General features: G+C 69.6%; 8 protein-coding genes and 1 pseudogene. 3 read left to right on the top strand and 6 right to left on the bottom strand.

All coding sequences use genetic code 11. From position 1 onward, the window contains the following. Positions 1-7: 7 nt before the first annotated feature. The 5 genes from AB0L82_RS15715 to AB0L82_RS15695 all read right to left on the bottom strand — a co-directional run bounded on the left by AB0L82_RS15715 (position 8) and on the right by AB0L82_RS15695 (position 8,995). A complete protein-coding gene (locus tag AB0L82_RS15715; protein WP_364637894.1) occupies positions 8-1,330 on the bottom strand; it encodes a S1 family peptidase in 1,323 nt (440 codons plus the stop codon). Positions 1,331-1,545: 215 nt separating this feature from the next. Next, on the bottom strand, positions 1,546-2,904 hold the full coding sequence (locus AB0L82_RS15710) for a S1 family peptidase (RefSeq protein WP_364636311.1): 1,359 nt from the start codon (positions 2,902-2,904) through the stop codon (positions 1,546-1,548). Between the two features lie 104 nt (positions 2,905-3,008). Continuing rightward, positions 3,009-4,133: a hypothetical protein gene (locus tag AB0L82_RS15705; RefSeq protein WP_364636308.1), complete on the bottom strand. Its 1,125-nt coding sequence runs from the start codon at positions 4,131-4,133 to the stop codon at positions 3,009-3,011. Between the two features lie 45 nt (positions 4,134-4,178). Continuing rightward, on the bottom strand, positions 4,179-7,244 hold the full coding sequence (locus tag AB0L82_RS15700; RefSeq protein ID WP_364636305.1) for a LuxR C-terminal-related transcriptional regulator: 3,066 nt from the start codon (positions 7,242-7,244) through the stop codon (positions 4,179-4,181). Between the two features lie 23 nt (positions 7,245-7,267). Further along, positions 7,268-8,995: an Hsp70 family protein gene (locus tag AB0L82_RS15695; RefSeq protein ID WP_364636303.1), complete on the bottom strand. Its 1,728-nt coding sequence runs from the start codon at positions 8,993-8,995 to the stop codon at positions 7,268-7,270. A gap of 318 nt (positions 8,996-9,313) precedes the next feature. On the opposite strand from AB0L82_RS15695, the gene AB0L82_RS15690 reads away from it, so the two are divergent. From AB0L82_RS15690 to AB0L82_RS15680, 3 genes and pseudogenes are all read left to right on the top strand, one after another. Beyond that, complete coding sequence (locus tag AB0L82_RS15690; RefSeq protein ID WP_364636300.1) at positions 9,314-11,167, top strand: IniB N-terminal domain-containing protein; 1,854 nt, start codon at positions 9,314-9,316, stop codon at positions 11,165-11,167. A 169-nt stretch (positions 11,168-11,336) separates the two neighbouring features. Further along, positions 11,337-13,133 carry a dynamin family protein gene (locus tag AB0L82_RS15685; protein WP_364637892.1) on the top strand — a complete coding sequence of 599 codons (1,797 nt, stop codon included), beginning with the start codon at positions 11,337-11,339 and terminating at the stop codon, positions 13,131-13,133. Positions 13,134-13,358: 225 nt separating this feature from the next. After that, positions 13,359-14,945: pseudogene (locus tag AB0L82_RS15680) on the top strand (dynamin family protein); the annotation flags it as partial. Positions 14,946-14,975: 30 nt separating this feature from the next. On the opposite strand, the gene AB0L82_RS15675 reads toward AB0L82_RS15680, so the two are convergent. Further along, positions 14,976-16,136: a zinc-binding dehydrogenase gene (locus AB0L82_RS15675; protein WP_364636297.1), complete on the bottom strand. Its 1,161-nt coding sequence runs from the start codon at positions 16,134-16,136 to the stop codon at positions 14,976-14,978. Between the last annotated feature and the right edge of the window lie 32 nt (positions 16,137-16,168).

The following is a 16,168-nucleotide window of genomic DNA, read 5'->3' as shown; positions in this document are numbered from 1 at the left end:
CTCATGCTCAATTGGTGCGGACGCGCAGTCCCGGGTTGTCCGACAGGACCGTGCTGATCGGCTGGGCGAACAGCTGGGGTGCGTTGCCGGTGATCAGGCCGATCAGATTGGGGATCTCGCAGATCGGGTAGTCGGCGACCGAGGAGGCGCTGGAGATGCCCAGGGCCAGGGTGCCGGTCACGATCGGGCCGCCACTGTCGCCGGGCAGGGCGCAGATATTGGCGGAGAAGCTCTGGGTGAGCTGGTGATCGCCGACCTGCACGGTCTGATCGACCGCGTTCACCACGCCGCAGCTGAAGCCGGTGCGCGAACCCGACTTGCAGACCGGCGCGCCGACGACCGGCACGGCCACGCCCGTGATGGCCACCGGGGCCGCGTTCGGGACGCGAACCAGGTTGTTGGACAGGCGATCTCGCGCGCCGTCGGCGACCGAGATGATGGAGTAGTCCTGCGCGCCCAGAATCGACTTCTGGAAGTTGCCGAGCTGGGTACCGATGTGATCGCTGCCGACCATCTCGAACACGCCCGGCGAGTTGGCGCCACCGGTGGCCGGAATGTTCGGGTTGCAGTGTCCCGCAGAGATATTCACGACATTGTCGTTGCGATCGAGGCCGTTGAAGCCGAGCGAGCAGCGCAGCGACATGCGACCGGCCACCGACGCGTAGGCGTCACCGGCGGCCAGCGGGCCGTTGCCGTTACCGGCGATGGCGCTCGCCTGCGGCAGGTTCGCGTCCTCGCCACCGGTCGGCGGCACGGCCATCACGATGACGCGGGCCGGGTCGACGAAGCTGGGCAGTGCCAGGCCGGGCTGATCGACCCGCACCGCGATGCTGTTGTTCATGGTGTCGACCGCCACGCCGCGCACGGCCTTGGAGACCGCGTCGGGCTGGCCCTCGAGCCACTTCTGGAAGGCGTTCTTCTCGCCGCGCAGGGTGGATTCGCTCTTGGCGACGTCCTTGACGGTGAATCCGGCGTCGGCGGCGGCCTTGCGGGCGGCGTCGATCCCCGGGCCGTCGGCCAGCGCGATGACGGCCTTACCGGCCTCGTCCAGCCAGGAGCCCGCGAAAACCTGCGGGAACTGGCGCTGCGCGGTGGTGGAGAAGGCGGCCACCTGCTGGGCGAGGGTGGCGCGGTTCAGATAGTCCTGCGGGGAGATCTTGAGGTCGCGCGTGATGGCGGCGACCAGCTCCGCGGGCAGATCGGGAGTCGCGGGCTCCGCGTGTGCGCTTACCGCCACCGGTCCGGCGATCAGCAGCGCACTGGCCGCGATCGCTGCTGAACGGACAAGGGACCGTGGCCTGCGGCCCACGGGCGGCGAGGAATTGCGCATACGTGGCAGGAGCATGAGCCGACTATATGGTGTCGGGACCGTTATGCCTACTTATTGCAGCGTGGCTGTGCGGAATTCGCGGGTGTTTCACTCCGACGAGTTCGTGACTTCGCACGCTCGCTAACGCCCTGTCCGGGCAACTCGCTCCCGAGACTCGCCGGGCCGGCGAACACCTGCGTGTCGCGGCCCGGTCCGAGTTCGTCGAGTGTTCAGCTTCAGTTCGTCTTCGGGCTGGTGCGCACCTGAATGCCACTGCCCAGAGCGCCACCGGAATTCGCGTCGATATCCGCCAGGATGGCGCGGACCGGAATGCCGAGCGTCGCGGTTCCACCGTACTGCGCGAGCTGGGTATTCGCCTCGTTGCAATTCGGCGCGTCGGCCGCATTCGATCCGCTGGTGATGCCGAGCGCGAGCGTGCCGGACACGATCGCGCCGCCGCTGTCACCGCCCAGGGTGCAGGCGCTGCTGGCGAAACCGCGGACCGTCTTGGACTGGCCCTCGGAGGTGAACAGCTGCGTCTCCACCCGATCCGCCACCACGAAACCGCAGGTGAACGTGGATGACTGGCCGGACTTGCAGATCGGCGCGCCGGTGATCGGATCTGCGGTGCCGGTGATGGTCAGCGTGGTGCCGTTGGCGCCGCGCACCGAGGGCTGATCCATGCCCGCGCGCACCGCGGTGTCATTCAGCTTGATTACCGAGTAGTCCAGCGCATTGCCGCCGCCGAGTTGTGAACGGACGAAACTCCCCAGCGGTGGGGAGGCCGTCAGATTGCGAATATTGGGCAGATACACATCGGCCGCCTGATTCGACTTGCCGATATTCGGATTGCAGTGCCCGGCACTGATGTTCAGCGCGTTACCGGCGGCATCGACACTGTTGAATCCGAACGAGCAGACATCGACGCTCTGCAATGACGAATCATTGAGCGAGGTGGGCGCGCTGATATAGGTGTCGCCACCCATCGGGCGGCGTTCCACCGGACCACCGCTGTCCGGTGAGAGCACCACCTTGATATTCGCGATCAGGGTGGGCAGATTCAGCAGATGCCCGGCCGGGGTGTTGGCCACGCTGAGCACCAGCTGGCTGTTCAGGAAATCGATCGCGACCGAATTGATGGCGCCGGAGATCTCGCGCGGCAGGCTGGTGATCCAGCTGTTCAGCTGATCCACCGACCCTTCCAGATTGTCGGCGCTGATCGGGGCCAGCCGGGTCTGGTAGCCGTCGGCCGCGACGATCTGGGCGGCGTCGAGGGAGGTCACCGCGAGCACCGGCTTACCGTCGGCCCCCATCCAGGCGCCGGCGAAGTCGTCCGGGCGCTCGGCGCGGAAATCCCTTGCGTAGTTACGCAATTGCTGTGCCTTCGCGGCGCGGTCCAGATACTCGGCCGGCGACATCTTCAGATCGCGCTGGATCGCCTGGACGAGTTCGGCCGGAAGTTTGTCCGCGGCAAGCTGATCGACAGGTTCCGCACTCGCGGGAATCGCTGCGAACAAGGGGCCGACTAGGACGGTCGAGGCGAACGCGACGGTTGCTGCTCGGACCGCGGCGCGGCGCGCCATGAACTTGCGCATGGAGTCCCTTCGTAGTGCACCAGCAGACCGACTATCCCGTTACATGACGGAACATCGGTCAGCGCACCACTTTAGGGCACAAATCACAAAAGGGGGTTACGAACTCATCCCGGAACCTGCGGCCACGGATCCTCGAACACGGGCGGCGTCGGGAACGACCACGTCGGTACCGGCGGGTACTGGTAGTACGGCGGTTTGGTGGTCGTCGTCGGCGGCGGAGTCGTGGGTCGCGTGGTGGTCGGCGTCGGCTCCGGGGTGGTGGTCGGCGGCGGCGTCGTGGTGGGCGGGGGCGCGCTGGTGGTCTGCGAATCGACCGAATCAGCGGGCGGCGGAGGCGCTTCCGACGCGGGCGGTGGTAGCAGCGGCGGAATCGCGCCGGCGGTGGCCGCCGGTTGATTCGCCACCTCACCGCGCGGCGGTCCGGGCGCGGAATCGTCCTGCCGCAGTACCGCGGCGACCCCAAGGCCACCCAGCAGCAAACCGATCACGGCGGCGGCCGCGGCGATGATGTACGGACCGCGACTCGCGCTCTTGCGGGGCCGGACGATCGGCTGTTCGGCGGTGATCGGGCCGACCGACTGCTCCACCGAGGTGGCCGCCGGCATCGCCGCCGAATACGCCTGCAACAGCGGCAGGGCGTTCGGCAGCGCGGGCAGGATATCGGTGACATCGGCGGCGTTCTGGGTGCCCGCGTCCGGATCCGGCGGGGTCAGCCCGGCGGGCGTGGCCAGCACCGCCGCCAGCGCCGCGCGAGCCGCGTTGTGGGCGAACGATTTTCCGGTATCGCCCTCGGGCTGCGGCAGATCGCGCTCACTGACCAGCACCACCGACTTCAGGCCCAGGTAATCCAGGGCCTCGCGCAGCGCCTGCACATTCTCGTCCGGCCAGCCCGTGGGATGGGTCGCGTAGAACTCGGCTGGGCCGTTGAGTTGATCGGCGGCCAGATTGATGAGGCAGAAGGCGGCGGTGGCCATCAGATCCTCGGCGCGATACGCCTCGCCCTCGTCCACCGGCATACCCGCCGGATCGCCGACGGCCGCCACGAAACCACTGATCGCGTGCGAATTCTCCGGTATCGAATCGCCACCGAGGACAGCGTCGCCGTCATCGGACATGTGCAGGATCGACTCGCGCACGATGTAGGTCACCGGGAGTGCGGCGTCATCGCCGGTGACGACAGCGACGACCGATTCGTCGTCTGCTATCCGCAGGCCCACCCCAGTGGCCATGTCCATTACCTCACTAGGTGCGTCCGAGTCCTCTCCGCGCCGAGGTCATACGAGGAGGGAACCGTGACCCATGGCGCGGAGCATTGACAATAACTCCGAACGCGAGCTCGCACCGATCCGACGCCGTATCCGGGCCACATGGTGCTCCACCGTTTTCGCGGAGATATAGAGGCGAGCCCCGATTTCCCGATAGGTCAAGCCCAGAAGTACAAGCTCGGCGACCTCCCGCTCCCGTTCACTCAGGACGGTATCGGTGTGCGGTTCCGGACGCACCGGCGGGGCGGTCGGAACGGGTGTGCGCACCGGTGCCTCCGGGGGCCGCGACTGCGCGCGCACCGTGCGCGCCAGCTTCAACAGGGCGGTCGCGGTGCCCGCGTCGGCCGCCGCGAGGGCCGCCTCGCTCGCCAGTCGCGCCGCATCCCAGCGCAGGCCCAGCCCCGCCAGCCGGGCGACGGCGGCCTGCACCGGCTCCCGCTCCACCTGACCGCGCAGCACCAGCACCCAGGTGCGGCCCGCGTCCGCCAGCGCGGCGGCCTGCGGATCGCCCGCCTCGGCGGCGGTCTTGAGCCGATGTGCGTGCGGCAGCAGCTCATTCGGGCTCTCATGCGCGAGGGCGGCCTGAATCGCGTACCAGTGGAAGGCGTTCGACCACGCGGGCGGATCGCCCAGCCCGCGCAGCAACTCCCCGGCGGCGGTCACCAGCGCGGCGATCCGGGCCTCATCGCGCAATCTGATTCCGGCGAGCCACAATTCACCGATCGGCAGCAGCGCCAGCAGATCCGCGCCCACCTGATCGAACAGCGGATAGGCGGCCCGCCACGCCACCGTCAGTGCGGTGTGATCCCCGGCGCGCCGGGCCAATCCGACGATCACGCCGTGCGCGAGCAGTCGGTCCCGTGCATCGAGCCGCGTCATATCGAGACCGTCAAGCGCGGTGGCCGCGGACTGCTCATCCCCGCCCAGCATCGCCACCCACGCGGCCAGTACCGCACCCTGCGGACTCCGGACCGAACCGCGCAAAGCGTCTGCGGCCCTGCGTGGTTCACCCATGCTCAAACTCAGCAGCACCGCGATGGACACCGCCGAACAGGGCAGAAACCTGTCCCCGCCGTGCTCACCCGGGGCGACCCCGGAATGCGCCGCGTGAATCAGCGCCGAAGCCGCCGCGACGGCCGAACTCCGTGCCGCGTCCACGCCGCGCACCTGTGCGCGCCGCACCGGCGGGGTATCCCGCAACGCCGCGAACCCGGCGGTATCGATCGCCCGCGGCGCGGTGGTCGGCAGTGCGCCGGTCGCGGATCGGCCCGGATACCCTGCCGCCCACTGTGTTTCACCCAGATAGTTGCCGACTCTCGTCCGGTCGAGATGCTCGGTGGCGGCTGCGGGGTTCGCCGCCGGAGAATGACCCGCTTCGGGCCGGTCGTCGCCCACCGGCTGGGCGCCGACCGGGTGTGCCGGGCCGCCGTTGTTCGTCCCTGGACCGAGGTCGTCGCCGGTCACAGCGGGCCAGGGACCGCCGGAATGCGTTGCGACTGCCGGATAACCGGTCATGCGCGGCTGGATGTCGCCGGGGGACGGCGTATCTCGTCGAACGGGCGCGGCCGTCGGCTGGGGCGCGGATGCTCCCGGGGCCGCAGCGGTGGTCGTGCCCGTGCGTGCGGCGAAGGCCGCGGTTACGGCGGGGTCGGGGCGCAGGCTCGGAAGCGGCGGTGCGGGTGCGGGTTTGGGGGATTCGGTCGAACCGGCGAGGGCGTGTGCGATGAGGGCGGCTCGGGCGGTCGCCTCGGTGGGGGGCCAGTTGGCGGCCGAGGCGGACAGGGCGCGGGCGGCGGGGGCGTCACCGGCCAGGTGCTGGACGGTGGCGGCGACGGCCCAGTCCGGGCCGACGCGGTCGGGGCCGAGCCAGGTGTAGAGCTGGGCGGCGCGGGCGGCCAGGCCGCGGCGGGTCCAGACGCCCGCGCAGATGCGGACAGCGGCGGCCAGATCGGCGGGGGAGGAGTTACGGGCCAGAACGGGTTCGGCCAGGCGCAGGGCGGTATCGCAATCGCCGGTGCGGGCGGCGGCGTCGGCCCAGCGCAGGGCGATGGACTCCGGGTTCGCGCCCGCCGCCGCGGCGGCGGCATAGTGGCGGACGGCTTCGTCGCCCGCCTTTTCGGCTGTGGCGCAGAGGAATTCGGCGAGGCGCGGATCGCGGACGCCGGATTCGGCCATCTGCAGGGCGGTGTGATCGCGGAGCAGACCCGCGTCCAGGCGGGCCTGCAGCAGGCGGCGCTGCACCGCCAGCAGGCGGCGGTCGCCGACCAGGGTGCGCAGCGGTGCGATCGCGGGCGCCAGCAGCAGATCCGCGTCGGTGATCAGGGCGCTGGCGCGGGCGCGGTCGACCAGATCCTGTGCGGCCGCGGGGGTTATGTCCAATACCTCGGTGAGTTCGCCGGTGTCCAGACCCGCACCGATCGCCGCCACCACGTAGGCGTCGAGCAGTTCGGGGTCGGCGTCGTCGAGGCGGGCACGCGCCCAGGCCGCGACCGCATCGTCGACGGCCGTCATTCCGGCGTCGAGGCGGGTCGCGCAGGCGGCGATGAGGGCGGCCACCACACCGCCGTGGATACCGGCGGTCTGGCGGTGGATGTGCTGCGCCAGGCCGCGCGGCACCATCATGCCCAATTCCCTTGCGAACGGCGCGATCTCGGTGACGCCCAGGGCGCGCAGATCCACCACGCGGCCGCGCCGCGCGATCAGATCGGTGAGTGCGCGCAACTGGGGATCGTGCGGTCTCGCGCGGGTCGCCAGCACCACCGTGCAGGCACCGGATTCGATTACGGCGCAGAGTGCTTCGTGCTCCGGCGCGCTCAGTCCGAGGACGTCGTCCACCACCAGGGCGGCCGGACTCGGGTCCTCGCGACCGGCCGGCGCGTCGGCCGGGTTGTCGTGCACGGCGACGCCCCGGCCGCGCAGCCGCGCCCGGATGGCGGTCAGCAGGATGGATTTGCCGGTGCCGGAACGGCCGCGGATCAGATAGCACCGGGGCGCGGCGTCAGCGGAGTCCAGCTCGCGGAAGATCTCGCGCGCGCAGGGCAGGGAATCGAGTGCGACTGGGGGATTGGCTATCACGGGGTACCAACTCTCATCCGCCGTCAGTTGGGCAGGATCTTGGGCACGGACGGGACGGTCAGCTGGCCCGGATCGGGGAGCGAGATCGACGGCGGCGCGATCGCCGGAATCGTCGGAAGCTGCTGGGGCGCGGGTTGCGGCGCGGGCGAATTCTGCTGCGCCGGAGCGGGGGCCGCTGCCGCCGGAGCCTCGGCCGTCGTGGTCGGCGCGGGAGCGCCGGGTGCGGTGCTGCCCGGGGTGTTGGCGCGAGCCTGCGTGGTGCCCGGATGCAATGCGGGCACCGCCTGCCCGCCGGTATTCACTACCGTGCCGGGCGCTTCCAACGCGGCCGCCGACGTCGCGGGTGCCTGTGGCACAGGCGATTCCGAAGGCGCGGACTGCGCGCCCGTTCCCATGGCGAGCGTGCCCGTCGCGAGCGCCGCCACCGCGATAGCGGCCGCGCCGATCACCGCGACCCGCCGCCAATGCGCGAAACCGGTCGGCGGTTCCGTTGCCGGAAGCGGCGGTAGTAGCGGAACTCGTTCGTCCACAGAGTCATCGGCCGCGTCGCCGCGAAAAGTATTCGGCTCCAAGCGATTCGAATCGCCCTGGGCCGGGGGGGTATCGGCGAATAGGCCGCCCCGCGGCGTGGCGGGACCTTCCGGGCGCGCTGCGGGAACCCCGTCGGAGTGCCGTGCCGGTGTACCACCGGATCGCGGTGCGCTCGTTTCGTCACTGTCGTGACGAGCGATCAGTTCGGCGATGGCGGGCTGGGCTTCGGTCGCGGTGGTGTCGGCGATCAGGTCGGCGGCGAGCAGGGCCGCGCCGTGCGCGCTCAGGTGCGCGGGATCGGTGGCGGCCGCGACCGGAATGCCGAATTCGGTGGAGAGCACCTCGGTGACCAGGGGGATCGCCGCGCAGCCGCCGGTGAGCAGGATGCCGTCCACATCGTCGATGGTGAGTCCGGCGCGGTGCACGGCCTCGCGGACCAGATCCGTCGAGGTGAGCAGCGGGCCGCGGAACAGATCTTCCACCTCATCGCGGACCAGGCGTACGTCGATCGCTCCGATTCCGGGCAAACGCACCGGAACCATAGTCGCGGTATTTTTGGAGAGCGTTTCCTTCGCCATTCCGCAGCGCACCCGCAAACCGGACAATTCTCGTTCCACGGCCGGGTCGAAAGGATCGAAATCCTTTTCCCCCACCGCGAAAGCCAGCACATAGCGGGTGAGCAGCAGATCGAATTCCGCGCCCGCCACCGCCGTCGAACGCACCGGTTCGCCGAGCATGCCGGACAGTGCGCCGGTACGGGCCAGGGAAACCGTCAAACCCGTTGCGCCCAAGTCGTACACGATCATCGCACCGTCATGGGTGGACTCGTGCACATCCTGCAGCCAGCGCATGGCGGCGGCGGGTTCGGGCACCAGCGCCACGCCATCGAGTCCGGCGGTCTGTAGCGCACTGCGCTGCACCTCCACCGTGTGCTGGGTCCACCAGGCCGGATAGCAGCACACCATGGCCGCGGCGGGGCCGGAGTCGTCCACGGCTCGGCCGACCGCCGCGGCCACGAGATCCGCTGCGCGCACAGCGGATCCGTCTCGCATCCGAATGTCCACCGGATCCCCCACCCGGGCCAGCAGACTCTCCGGAACCTCATGCTCCGCACCGAGGCGACTCGGCCGGACGTGTATTTTTCGCTGTCCCCCGGAAGACGTCACGGCGACCGTATTCGACGACCCGACGGTAATGCCGAGCGCCATCCCCTGACTCATTCGAGATCCCCTGTCGATTCGAAACACGCGACGGGTGAATCGCGTGCTGCTCGAAAGCTGTTCAGTCCGATTTGTACGAAAACGGTGGTGCCGGGCCGGTTGACCCATGGGTGCTGTCGGTTGCTGGGGGATCGTCGTTACCGATTCCCACCCAGGTGTGGGGAAATACCCCTAATGGCCATAAACCCCCTATTGGGGCAACACGCCCAAGTGGGGGGCGACTCCCCGTTTCGGCGTAACGGGTGGCGTTCCTAGCGTGAAAGGCAAGTCGAGCAGGGCGGGCCAACCGGGCCCGCCGCACCCAGGAGACGATTCGCCATGAGCCCCAACGCAATTCTCGAGTTCATCCTCAACCTGCTGCGGGATCACGAAGCCGCCGTCGGTTATTGCGCCAACCCGGCCCAGGCCCTCGCCAACGCCGGACTGGAAAACGTCACCCCCGAGGACATCACCGCCGTGGCACCCATGGTCGCCGAATCCGCACTGGTTGCCGGAGGTTCGCAGCTGTCCGCCATCATCGCCGCGGGCGGCGGCGGCGAGGCCACCGGAACCGGTGCGGGGGGCCTGAATGGTTCGTCCGGCCTGAACGGTTCGGCCGCAGTGAACGGTGGGGCCGCTGTGAACACAGGTGCCGGTGTGAATGGTGCCGCGGGCGTGAACGGTTCGGCCGCCACCGGCACCGCCGTGAATCTCGGCACCGTCGCCGCCACCGATATCTGCCTCACCGGCGACGCCGGATCCGGCCTGGAACTGGGCCTCTCCACCGGCATCGACGCCGCCGTCGACGCGGCCGCCAACCTCGGCACCGGCCTCTCGGCAGGCATCGGCGGCGCGCTCTCCTCGGCGGCCTCCGCCGCCACCGGTCTGGAAGCCAACCTCTCCGGCGTCATCGGCACCCAAGCCGCCGCCGACCTCTCCGGCGCCCTCAACGGCGCGATCGGCACCGGCGCGAACCTCGAACTCGGCCTCCAATCCGCCGTCTCCGCCGCCACCCAGGCCGGCGCGGCCCTCAACGGAGCCGTCACCGGCGCGATCGGCGCGGGCGCGAACCTCGAAACCGGCCTCACCACCGGCGTCGACGCCGCCATCAACAGCGCCCTCGGCGCGGGCGCACAGCTCGGCGGCGGTCTGGGCACAGGACTTTCCACCGGCCTCGGCGCGGCGGCCAACGCTGGCGCGCAACTGGGCGCGGGCCTGGAGACCGGCTTGAACGGGGCGGTCGGCGGCGGTGCACAGCTCGGAACCAACCTGGGAGCAGGACTTTCCGGCGGCATCAACACCGCGATCGGCGCGGCCACCAACGTGGGCGCGCAGGTCGGCGGCGACCTCGGCGCGGGACTGTCCACCGACCTGGGCGCGGCCGTAAGCGCAGGTGCCCAGCTGGGCGCGGGCCTGGAAACCGGATTGAATGGCGCGGTCGGCGGTGGTGCGAATCTCGGCGCCCAGCTCGGAAGTCAGCTCGGCACAGGACTTTCCGGCGGTATCGATACCGCGATCGGCGCGGGTGCGGGTTTGGAGACCGGCCTGAACGGTGCAGCGAACCTGGGCGGGCAACTTGGAAGTGGGCTTGGCACAGGACTTTCCGGCGGGTTGAACTCCGCGCTCGGTGCCGGTGCACAGGCGGGTGCGAATCTCGGTGGCGATCTGTCGGGTGCTGTGCATAACGCCGTCGGAGCGGGTGCGGGGCTCGAGACCGGGCTCAATGGTGCCGTGGATGGCGGGTTGAGTGCCGGTGCGCAGCTTGGAAGCGGTTTGGAGACAGGGCTTTCCGGGGCGCTGAATGGGGCTACCAGCGGTGGGGCGCAGTTGGGGGCCGGGTTGAGCAGTGGTGTCGACTCCGCCGTGGGGGCCGGTGTGCACGGCGGGGGTGACCTCGCGGCGGGGGTGACCAATGGTGTGGGCGCGGGGTTCTCCAGCGGTGTGGGGACCGTCGGCGATCTCGGCGCGCAGGTGGGGAGTGAGCTGGATGCGAGTGTGCACGGTGCGGGGGACGTGGGGATCGGGGCGGGTGCCAATCCTTGGGCGGGGGTGGATGTTTCGCAGGCGTTCGGGGAGGGCGTGCATGCCGGGGGTGTGGATGCCGGGCTGTATGGGGATGGCGGGGTGAATGCCGGGATGGAGCTGGGGACGCATCCGATGGGGGACATCATCGGGGACATGTTGCATTCGTGATCCAGTGGCCGGTGCGACCCGCTGTCGGCGGCGCACCGGTCATTCCGCGCACGGGCAGGCCCTGAGCGGACGGCGATACCTTGGCGGACCGCGCCTTTCACGAGGTGCGGCGATCGGAACTGTGAGGACTGGCGTGACTGGGATCGTGGCGGTGCAGCCGCTGGCCGGAATGTTGGCGGAGGCGATCTCGGTCGCGCGGGAGGCGGGGCGGGGGGATTTGGCCGGGCGGCTGGAGAACGTGGCCGCTCGGGTGCGCGATCCGCGGCGGCGGATCGTGGTGTGCGGGTTGGGGAATCAGGGCAAGAGTCAGTTCGTCAACGCGCTGCTCAACCTGGAGATCTGTGCCGTCGGAGATGATGCGACGACCATGGTGACCACCACGCTCGCCTATGCCGCCGAGGCGAATGCCGCGCTGGTGGTGACCGCCGCCGACGGGGAGGCCATCCGGGTTCCGGTGCCGATCGAGGCCATCGGGGCGGGGGTGTCGCGGTCGCAGTACGCCGAAGGGCGAGCGGTGCTGCGGGTGGAGATCGAAGCGCCGAATCAGCTGCTCGCCGATGGCATCGTGATCGTCGATACGCCGGGCATGGGTGCGCACGGCGGCAGCGGGGCGGCGCTGGGGGCCGCCCCGACCGCGGACGCGGTGCTGATGATCACCGACGCCTCCACCGAATTGACCGATCCGGAAGTGGAATTCCTGCGGCAGGTGCGCGAATTGTGCCCGGCCGTAGCGGTATTGGTCGGCAAGATCGACCTGTACCCGCACTGGCGGCAGGTGTTCGAGGCCAATGCGGAACATCTGCGGCGGGCGGGCATCGAGGTCCCCATGCTCGCGGTGTCCTCGGTATTGCGCACACACGCACTGCGATTGCAGGATGTCCAGCTCGGACTGGAGTCCGGATTCGGCGGGGTATTCCAGTTCCTGCGCGATCACGTGGTGGCCCGGGATCAGGCCGCGCTGCAGCAGACCATCGCCACCGATATCGGCTCCGCGGCAGAGCATTTGGCCCTCGCCCTGGGCAGTGAACTGGTCGCCCTGCGCGACCCGGAGCGCGGTGCGGCCGCGGTCCGCGAATTGCGTTCCGCCAGAACGGCCGCCGAGGAACTGCACAAACGCACCTCGGTATGGCAGCTGACGCTGTCCGACGGCATCACCGACCTGGTCGGCGATGTCGATCACGACCTGCGCGACCGGCTGCGGGATATCTCCCGCACCGCCGAGGAATGGATCGACGACAACGATCCCGGCCGCCACTGGGACCGCATGGAGGAATGGCTCACCGGCACCGTCGGCACCGCCGTCGGCGACAACCTGCTGTGGACCCGCACGCGCGCGGTGAAACTCGCGGAAAAGGTCGGCGCGCATTTCACCGAACTCGGCGCGGTGGATCTGCCCGATGTGCGGGAAACTCTGGACGGCAATGCCTCTCGCGCCGGATCCTGCACACTGTCGGATCTGGAACCCGATCTCGGCCTCGGCCACAAACTCCTGGTGGGTGTGCGCGGCTCCTACGGCGGCGTGATCATGGCGGGCATGGTCGGCACCATGGCCGGACTCGCGCTGATCAACCCGCTGTCCCTCGGGGCCGGAGTTCTGCTGGGCGGTAAGGCTTTCCGTGACGATAAACAGGCCCGCCTGGCCAAACGCCGCGCCGACGCCAAAGTGGCGGTGCGGCGCTACCTCGACGATATCGCCTTCCACACCGGCAAGGAGACCAAGGACCGCCTGCACCGCATTCACCGCCTGCTGCGCGACCATTTCACCGCCATCGCCGACCGCACCCTGCGCTCGCTGGACGAATCCCTGCGCGCCGCCCAGGAAGCCGCCACCCTCGAATCCACCCGCCGCGCCGACCGCATCACCGCCCTGGAACGCCGCCTGCACACCCTCGCCGACCTCCGCCGCCGCGCGAACCTCATCCTCGGCCCCGCACCCACCCCCACAGCACTTCCCCAGGGTTCCTGACCACAATTCGTCTACCGGACCCGGTGCTAACGCCGAGCCCGGTTCCGCCGAAAGGCTGGCGATGCGTGGAGGTGCGAAGTGGTTCGAGAACATGAGCCGGTGCGATATGACGTGGGCACGGCCGGCTACGGGGTCGGAGCCGAGACCCGCGGTCTGCTGGCCGCGGCCCGCCGCGCCTTCGTCCAGCACGGCCGGGTACGCGCCCAGCTCGAGGAATGCGTGCGCCGCCTGGACGAACCCCTGCGGGTAGCCCTGGCCGGACAGCTCAAAGCAGGCAAATCAACCCTGTTGAACGCCCTGGTCGGCCAGGACATCGCCCCTACCGACGCCACCGAATGCACCCGCCTGGTCACCTGGTACCGCAACGGCCCGTCCCCTCGCGTCACCGCCTACGCGACCGATGGCGCGCGAGCCGACGTGGTGGTGCGCCGCGGCCGCGGCGCGGAGGGCCTCCCCGGCGCCCACGGCCTCACCTTCGACCTGTCGGCCCTGCGCTGGAACCCGGGCCAACTCCGCGCCGCCGAGCACCCTGCGCACCAGGGTCAGGCCGGCGAGGTTGGGCACCACACGAACCCGGGCGTGAGCCGTGATTTCGAGCGTCGCGCGAACTCGGGTGCGGGCAGGGAGGTCGATCACCTCGCGGTGGAGTGGCCGTCGGAGGAATTGGCGCAGACCACGATTATCGATACGCCCGGGATCTCGTCGCTGTCGCGGGATGTGTCGGCTCGCACCTCGCATCTGCTCGCGCCCGGTGGGAACGGTGTGGAGCTGCCCAATGCCGACGCGGTGGTGTATCTGCTGCGGCGACTGGACAACTCGGATGTGGAGTTTCTCGAACGGATCAGTACGGCGTCGGCCGCGCAGGGAACGGCCGGGGGTGGGACCAGCGCTCCGCTCGGGGTGATCGGGGTGGTGTCGCGGGCGGATGAGATCGGGGCGGGGCGCATCGACGCGTTGAATTCGGCGCGGGATGTGGCGTCGCGATTCGCGACCGAGTTGGAGCGAACGGGGTTGTGCCAGTCGGTGATTCCGGTGGCCGGGCTGCTGGCGTTCGCGGCCGCCACGCTGCGGCAGCGCGAATATCAGGCGTTCGAGGCATTGGCCGGGGTGCCGACCGATACGCTCGCCGCCGCCCTGCTGTCGGCGGATCGGTTCGCGCGGCCCGATCTACCGCTACCGCTGCCGCCCGAACTGTGCGCCCATCTCGCGGCGAGGTTCGGCCTGTTCGGAATCCGCTTGGCCGTCACGCTGATTCGGCTCGGTGTGCGCGACTCGGCAACGCTCGCGGCCGAACTCACCCAGCGCAGTGGACTCGATGAACTGCGCACCGTGCTGGATGTGCAATTCGCCCAGCGCGCGGAGGAATTGAAGGCGCATTCGGCGCTCACGGCACTGGCTCGAATCCTGGTCGCCAACCCGGGCACCGAGGCCGATGCGCTATTGCCGCGGGTACGGACCCTGTTAGCGGATGTGCATGGATTCACCGAGCTCCGCCTGCTCGGTCATCTGCGCGCCGAGGAACTTCCTTTCGCCCCGGCCGATCTCGCCGAACTGCATCGCCTGATCGGCGGCGCGGGCGTCGCCGCGCACCGCCGCCTCGGCCTGCCGTCGCACACCGACGTCAACACCCAGCGGGAGCGGGCGCTGGCCGCCGTTCAGAAGTGGCGGACCCGAGCCCGCCACCCGCTGGCCGATCAATTCATGGCGAACGCCTGCCTCACCGCCGCCCGCAGCGCCGAGGGCCTGCTGGACATCCTGCACGAGCCCCCGACGACACCGTTCGCCCGAATCACCTTGCCCCGCAACGCATAATTCGGAGGTACCGCACGGGTAAGGGGCGAATCAGGGTGTGGTGGCGGTGCTGCGGGGGTCGATCAGGATTTTGGCGTGGTGGTCCGGAGAAGCGAGCGTGGTGTAGGCCGCGTCCACGCCATCCAGGCCGACCGTGCCGGTGATCAGGGGCGTCGGATCGACCTTGCCGTCGGCGATCATATGCAGGGTGTCGCGGAATTCGCCGGGGTCGTAGCCGAGTACGAAGCGGAGTTCGATCTCCTTGTTGATGGCGGTGGCGGGGTGAATGCGGTCCGATTCCATACAGACGCCGACCACCACGATGCGCGACATGGGCGGGGCGGCCGTCAGCAATTGATCGAGAATGCCGGGGACGCCGACGCATTCGAAGATGACCGGCCCGGCCGGACCCTGATTGAGACTGTGCGCGGCACGAAACACATACCACCACGGGATATTCGGGATGCGGCGCAGCTTTTCCATCGCGTCGAAGCCGAGGTTCAGGATGTCGGAGGCCCCGGTGATGCGGGCCTTCTTCGGCGACGCCGTCCACGGCGAATCCACGCCGGGATCCACCACCACATCCGCACCGCAGGCGGCGGCGAGTTCGCGGCGGCGCGGGGAGAAGTCGCTGGCGATCACCAACCGCACCCCGGACGCCTTCAGCATGGTGATAACGGCCAAACCGATGGGCCCGCAACCGATTACGAACGCCGTCTGCCCCTTGCCGACCCGCCCCTTGCGCACCGCGTGCCATCCCACCGCCATCGGCTCGGTCAGCGCCGCGTGCTCGGCGGACAGACCATTGGGGATGGCGAAGGTCATGGATTCCTGCACCACCGTCTGCTCCGCGTACCCGCCCGGCGCGGACGCGGACAGTCCGGTCAGATGCGGCACCCGCCCGCCGCGCAGGATGGGCAGCGCCACCACCGGCGTCCCCGGCTTCCAGCGCCTGCGGGTGCCCGCTCCGTAATCGACCACCTCGCCGGAGAATTCGTGCCCGAGCACCACCTTCTGATCCGAGCGCATGAAGTGCTGGTAGCCGGTGGCGGCCGCCATATCGGCGAGTTCGTCGCAGTGCGTGCGCGCGTGCAGATCGGATCCGCAGATGCCGCAGCGCAATACGTCGATCACCAGCTGCCCCGGTCCCGGAATGGGTTCCGGTAGCTCCTCGACTCGGAATTCGCCCTTGGTTACCGTGACCGCCCGCATGGTGCACTCCTGTCGAAAGACGTTGTCAGTGC

This window comes from Nocardia sp. NPDC052001, from assembly GCF_040680615.1.
Lineage (GTDB): Bacteria > Actinomycetota > Actinomycetes > Mycobacteriales > Mycobacteriaceae > Nocardia.
This window is presented reverse-complemented; position numbering and strand designations above follow the sequence as displayed.

Excerpts from the sequence above, each read along its gene's own strand:
- AB0L82_RS15715 (WP_364637894.1), bottom strand. The coding sequence starts at position 1,330 with ATGCGCAATTCCTCGCCGCCCGTGGGCCGCAGGCCACGGTCCCTTGTC.
- AB0L82_RS15710 (WP_364636311.1), bottom strand. The coding sequence starts at position 2,904 with ATGCGCAAGTTCATGGCGCGCCGCGCCGCGGTCCGAGCAGCAACCGTC.
- AB0L82_RS15705 (WP_364636308.1), bottom strand. The coding sequence starts at position 4,133 with ATGGCCACTGGGGTGGGCCTGCGGATAGCAGACGACGAATCGGTCGTC.
- AB0L82_RS15685 (WP_364637892.1), top strand. The coding sequence starts at position 11,337 with ATGTTGGCGGAGGCGATCTCGGTCGCGCGGGAGGCGGGGCGGGGGGAT.
- AB0L82_RS15675 (WP_364636297.1), bottom strand. The coding sequence starts at position 16,136 with ATGCGGGCGGTCACGGTAACCAAGGGCGAATTCCGAGTCGAGGAGCTA.
- AB0L82_RS15695 (WP_364636303.1), bottom strand. The coding sequence starts at position 8,995 with ATGAGTCAGGGGATGGCGCTCGGCATTACCGTCGGGTCGTCGAATACG.
- AB0L82_RS15690 (WP_364636300.1), top strand. The coding sequence starts at position 9,314 with ATGAGCCCCAACGCAATTCTCGAGTTCATCCTCAACCTGCTGCGGGAT.